The organism is Nostoc flagelliforme FACHB-838 (assembly GCF_014698065.1).
Taxonomy (GTDB): Bacteria; Cyanobacteriota; Cyanobacteriia; order Cyanobacteriales; family Nostocaceae; genus Nostoc; species Nostoc flagelliforme_B.
Map to the genome: position 1 here is coordinate 1 of NZ_JACJSI010000403.1, position 5,189 is coordinate 5,189.

The 5,189-nt window shown below is 42.6% G+C and carries 6 protein-coding genes; 3 read left to right on the plus strand and 3 right to left on the minus strand.

Going from position 1 to position 5,189, the window contains the following annotated elements; all coding sequences use genetic code 11:
• Positions 1-487 precede the first annotated feature (487 nt).
• Both H6G97_RS44925 and H6G97_RS44930 read right to left on the minus strand, forming a co-directional pair.
• The gene (locus H6G97_RS44925; protein ID WP_199350111.1) at positions 488-1,408 is read right to left on the minus strand and encodes an arginase family protein; all 921 of its coding nucleotides are present in this window, start codon (positions 1,406-1,408) and stop codon (positions 488-490) included.
• A 6-nt stretch (positions 1,409-1,414) separates the two neighbouring features.
• Positions 1,415-2,329, minus strand: a complete 915-nt coding sequence (locus H6G97_RS44930; RefSeq protein ID WP_190946929.1) for a DMT family transporter — start codon at positions 2,327-2,329, stop codon at positions 1,415-1,417.
• 158 nt (positions 2,330-2,487) lie between these two features.
• Between H6G97_RS44930 and H6G97_RS44935 the strand changes: the two genes are divergently transcribed.
• Together H6G97_RS44935 and H6G97_RS44940 are read left to right on the plus strand one after the other, a co-directional pair.
• Complete coding sequence (locus H6G97_RS44935) at positions 2,488-3,120, plus strand: CGNR zinc finger domain-containing protein (RefSeq protein ID WP_190737269.1); 633 nt, start codon at positions 2,488-2,490, stop codon at positions 3,118-3,120.
• On the plus strand, positions 3,101-3,247 hold the full coding sequence (locus H6G97_RS44940; protein WP_190946930.1) for a hypothetical protein: 147 nt from the start codon (positions 3,101-3,103) through the stop codon (positions 3,245-3,247). Before H6G97_RS44935 ends, H6G97_RS44940 begins: the two co-directional genes overlap by 20 nt.
• Positions 3,248-3,342: 95 nt before the next feature.
• On the opposite strand, the gene H6G97_RS44945 is transcribed toward H6G97_RS44940, so the two are convergent.
• Positions 3,343-3,534, minus strand: a complete 192-nt coding sequence (locus tag H6G97_RS44945) for a hypothetical protein (RefSeq protein ID WP_190946931.1) — start codon at positions 3,532-3,534, stop codon at positions 3,343-3,345.
• A 447-nt stretch (positions 3,535-3,981) separates the two neighbouring features.
• Here H6G97_RS44945 and H6G97_RS44950 point away from each other — a divergent pair, with 447 nt between their 5' ends.
• Positions 3,982-4,890, plus strand: coding sequence for a hypothetical protein (locus H6G97_RS44950; RefSeq protein ID WP_190946932.1), 909 nt, complete (start codon positions 3,982-3,984; stop codon positions 4,888-4,890).
• The last annotated feature ends 299 nt before the right edge of the window (positions 4,891-5,189 follow it).

The window sequence follows — 5,189 nt, forward strand, 5'->3', positions numbered from 1 at the left end:
GTATCAAGCGTTTAAGTTTTTAAGTTACCTTGTATCAACGCTTATGTCTGCGTCATTTTGCCGCTTTTGCCAAAATTTTTGTAGGCTCTTATTTTGGCAGAGGTATTGGTAGTATGCACAAAACCTTCGAGGAGTATTGCCGTGAGCGTTTTGGTTTTGAGCGCCGTTATCCGTACAGGTAATTTCAACCACACAGAGACGAATTGGCACGCTTGAAAAGCGCAAATGCATTATTATTTACAAGGGTTTCATCACCTTGGAAAAACGTAGGCTAATGAAGCAACGATGGCGCAAGCGCCCGCCAACTCTTGGAGACGCAATGCGTTCGGCATCGCAAACTGAGAGTTCCAGATTATTCTGATTCCCGACCTTAAAACTATTAGTTTGATAAACCCCTTGCCAGGCAAGTATTTCAGCTTTTCAAGCGTGCCATTCCACTAAGAATCTATCTCAAAACGTTGATCTAATTCAGAAACACTACCCCATCTTAGCTGTATGACTCAGATACAGGTGTTAATCCTGCAACCAATGCTTGTGTCAACGCTTGTGCAATTGAGCCATCCGAATCAAGTTTTGGGTTGAAAATCGTGATATCGATACCGATTGCTTTGGGTGACGCTATCAGCACTTGCAGCACATCTGTTAATTGGGCAAAACTCAAGCCATCCGGCATGCGATAATCAACCGCAGGCATAATATCATCGTTCAATACATCAACGTCAAGATGAATCCAGAATCCATTGAGTGACTTGCTTAGTAATTGCTCTAACAAGGTGCTTGCCGCTTTTTTTACCCCAATCTGTCGGATTGAGGCTAAATCGTGGGCAGCAATTTGAGATATGATTCGCACGTCCTGACTGCCCTCATGCTGGGCAATTTCTGCATCTCGATCGCCAAATAAAATCACATCTTCTTCGCAAACCAGAGGTTTGAGTCCATCAATATTAGTGAGATGTTCTGGACCGTAGCCCGTGACAATGGCTAAATCCATCGATGAGGCTTCTGCAATTTCTGCGGCGGCTGAGGGTTGGTAAAAATCAGCGTGACCATCAATGAAGAATAATCCATAATGTCCAAGCCGACGCAATGTCAGCATATTACCAATTAAAATGCTACAGTCACCGCCTAACACAATCGGAAAACGATTCGATTGTACAACTGATTCCACAACCTCAGCCAGCAACCGTGAGTAAGTTTCAATTTCAGCCAAATTGAGAACTTGCGTTTGTGGATCGCGTTGCGAATTAAATGCTGGCGGAGTAACATAACCCTCGTAATCGGCATTTAACTGCTGATGAAATCCTGCGTTGCGGAGTGCGTAAGGCAGCAATTCAACCCCCGATGGCTTCAAACCTAAAATAGAAGGCGCTTCAATGATTGAGAACTTAGACAATCGATTTATCTTCATACTCCTTCAATGATGTTGAGTTGACAATAAATTACGTTCATCAGATTGAGATTGACGCTGGTATTGAGCAATTCCTACAATAGCTCCGACGACAAGCAGCATTCCCAATCCTTGTAGTAAGGAGAGTCGTTCACCCAGAAACAAATAAGCACCACCCACACCAAATATCGGAATCAGCGATAGAAACTGAGCCGCAATGCTGACTCTAATCGTTTTAATTGCCTGCAAATACAGCCAAAACGCCAGTGCGTACTGAATAATGCCTGATACAACTATGAATGCCAAAATAACAGGATTGATAGCCGTTAACGTCTTAACGTTTATCTGTGTAAAACTGATCCACACTAACGTGACCCCAATTAAACCGAAGCTTTGCTGGATTGCAGCCAGCAACACCGGATTAACAATGCGAACTCCAGCTTGTGATAGCACGGCATATAAAGCTCCAGAAAATGTGCCGACTACAAGCAAAAGATCGCCTATTCCCAAGCGAACACTTAAATGTACATCCACACCGACAGTTAGTAGTACACCCCCAATTGCCATCCCCATCAGTATCAGTAATACAAAGCAAATCCTTTCTCTCAAGAACACCCATGCCAATCCCAAAGCCATCATCGGTTCGGTGGCGTTAATTAATGAGGCATTACTGGCTGTGGTCATTGCTAACCCAGTTAAGCCTAAGCTGTACGACAAAGCAGGTTCTAGTAACCCAGGAAATCCCAACTTTAACAGTGTTGGCAGCGCAAGTTGATGCCAATACACTCGCTTCCAGGGCTGTTGAATTAATGTAATTGCCCACAAAAATGTCACACTGCCAGCCAGTTGTATGACTAACACCGTGAGCGGAGGCAAGTAAGTGAGCACCATTTTACTCATGACTGTACCAAGCCCCCAGCAGATTGCAGACAGAATCATCATCAGAACAGCTTTACTTCTGTTGGGTAAGCTCGAAGCCGGATTTAACTGCATGATTTAGGAAGTTAGTCTGTGTAACTAACCTTCAATATTGATTACACTGGTTATAGTATGGGATTTTTCTAACCTGCAAATCTACCTTTGGTGGTAGAGTGTTCAATATGAATGGAGCGTCAAGTGAATTGTTTAATCGAGATTGGGATCATCTAAAACTGATAGGCGGGCGCTTGTGCCTAGATTTCGTAAATACCGTTGACCGCGAAACCAATGGCTATTCACACGAATGGTTGACTGAGTATTCGGATTTAGTTGTTTGGGGGCGACAGACTCAAACTCTGACTGTTCAACAAGCCAAACATCTACTCCAAAAGGCACAGCAGCAGCGAAAGCGGGCTAATGCCATCTTTGATCTGGCAATCGAATTGCGAGAAACCCTCTATCGCATTTTCTCTGCGATTTCTGCTCGCCAATCGCCTCAAGCGCAAGATATAGCACAATTCAATTCAATGTTGATTCAAACGCACACTCATTTGCAGCTCGTGTTTACAGAAAAGCAGTTTGTCTGGAGCTGGAACGATTCTCACCACCTCGAATACATCCTTTGGCAAATCATTAGGTCTGCCTCTGAACTGCTTACCAATTCAAATCTCAACCGCGTGCGAGAGTGTGCAGGAACGGATTGTGGTTGGGTGTTCTTGGACATGAGCCGCAATCGCAGTCGGCGTTGGTGTGACATGGAAGACTGCGGTAATCGAGCAAAAGCTCGGCGGCATTATGAACGAAGTAAAGAGTAGTACAGATGGCAGTATGCAGTTAGACAAAAGACCTTTAGAAACGATTTGGAAAGTCTCAAATGATCTCTGGCATAAACTTAAGCCTGTCTTGGATGAGTATGATCCACCGAAACTCACAGGTCAATGAGGTTTGAGACGCGCTAACCCTGGGGTGATAACTCTCCTACTGGCGCAATGAAAGTACTTTTGCCACTGAGATTGCCACCGAATGAATTAACCGCTTCAACGGTTTTGATAAATCGAATCACGCCTAGCTTTTGCTGCTGCTTCAGCACTAAAGTAAATCGGATGCTCAATAAACACCGTACCATCGGGGTTAATAATCCGAAACTGCCAGCATTTGCATGGAGTGTAAAATTCGACTAAAACACGAGACTGAATACAGACAACTGAATAAATCTTAGTGGAAGTCATGGTACTGTGCAGTTGTGCTTATTGAATATTAGTTCAGAATTATGCTGGTTAGGTCGAGTAACATTAAGTATAAAATCAGCACAATTATTAATATCAAAGTTACCAAAATCAAAACTCATTGATAGTCAAAGACAAGGATATAAATCTCTTTCAAAGACAGGAAATTATACTGCTATTTTTTCTGATTCATGGCTGCTCAAATTTCTTTTTTGATTAATGATGTCTGTTTCGATTCTCGCAAGACATTTTTCTCTCCGTAATTTCCCCTTTGTGACAGTTAGAGGTGCGGAAAGTGTGCATCAAGTCCAATCGCGTAACTTTCAGAATCACTGCTCATTTCACTTTATATGTGTTTCTTTAGAGTGATTAATTAGCGCTTTGTGCTAGCTAGATTAGCTATTAGAAATAACTAACAGCTATCTGGTTTTAACGAAGGAGATTATTGATATGGTTGAGAGTAAGCAAGCTTTAGACAAACAGGTTGAAAATGCTAACCGCACGACAACGGGTCAATCCTATGCTGGTTCAACTGGTACAAACATAGATGCTGTAGTATCTGGAATCGAATATGCTAACCGTACAACAGCAGATCAATCTTATGCTGGTTCAACTGGTACAAACATAGATGCTGGAGTATCTAGACCTGCAAATGCTCCTACAATTACGCCTCAATCCGATGTTCGTCCAGCAAACGGAGGTAGCAATCCTACATTAAATAGAGCACTGATAGGAGGACTCATTGGTGTTACGTTAGGCTCATTAGCTGGCGCTTTTGCTGGTAAAAGAATAGGTCAAGGCTTTAAGCACACTGTAAAAGGTATAGGAGACGCATCAAAGACTATTGGTGATGGTCTTGGTCAAACAGCAAAAGGTCTAGGGGACGCGGCAAAGAGTGTCGCTGAGGGTACTATCCAAGCTGTTGTAGGTGGTACAATCGACACCGTAGAAGGGGTTGCTGACGTAGCCAAGCAAACTACTGTAGGAACACTGGACGCATTGCAGAGTACAGCAAAGGGTGTTAATCAAGCTGTACAAGTTGCTGGGGATACAGTAAAGGATACAGCAGAAAATGTCGCTGAGGGAATTAAGCAAACCACGGTAGTAACATTAGACGCAGTACAAAGTACAGCAGGGGGTCTTAATCAAGCTGTACAAGGTTCTGCGGACAAGGCAAAGGATACAGTAGAAAATGTCGCTGACGTAGCCAAGGAAACCACTGTAGGAACACTAGAGGCAGTACAGAGCACAACAAAAGGTGTTAATGAAGCTGTACAAAGTACTGCGGAGAAAGCAAAGGATACAACAGAAAATGCTAAATCATCTGAAAATCAGAGCAATCAATATAAGCGGAGATAGTTGCAACTAACTCATAAATCAAGAACGATGAAATTGGTATAGGAGATATAGACCGTACCTTGACCTTGTATATTCCAGATTCAGATCAGACAAAGGGGGTTTTTGGAAAGCCACTTATGTCTATAAATGAATACCAATAGCTTCTGTTAAACAAGACTCATTTTCCGAAAAAATTGCTTGGCTTTATTGACTCTTAGAAACAGACGCATAGGATTGCAAACCAATAATTTTCTGAGTTTGTAGCTGAGAGAAGTCTAATAAAGTAGTTTTTAAAGATTTTGGATAAGCAATAGTTGCTT

Excerpts from the sequence above, each read along its gene's own strand:
- H6G97_RS44925 (WP_199350111.1), bottom strand. The coding sequence starts at position 1,408 with ATGAAGATAAATCGATTGTCTAAGTTCTCAATCATTGAAGCGCCTTCT.
- H6G97_RS44930 (WP_190946929.1), bottom strand. The coding sequence starts at position 2,329 with ATGATGATTCTGTCTGCAATCTGCTGGGGGCTTGGTACAGTCATGAGT.
- H6G97_RS44935 (WP_190737269.1), top strand. The coding sequence starts at position 2,488 with ATGAATGGAGCGTCAAGTGAATTGTTTAATCGAGATTGGGATCATCTA.
- H6G97_RS44940 (WP_190946930.1), top strand. The coding sequence starts at position 3,101 with ATGAACGAAGTAAAGAGTAGTACAGATGGCAGTATGCAGTTAGACAAA.
- H6G97_RS44945 (WP_190946931.1), bottom strand. The coding sequence starts at position 3,534 with ATGACTTCCACTAAGATTTATTCAGTTGTCTGTATTCAGTCTCGTGTT.
- H6G97_RS44950 (WP_190946932.1), top strand. The coding sequence starts at position 3,982 with ATGGTTGAGAGTAAGCAAGCTTTAGACAAACAGGTTGAAAATGCTAAC.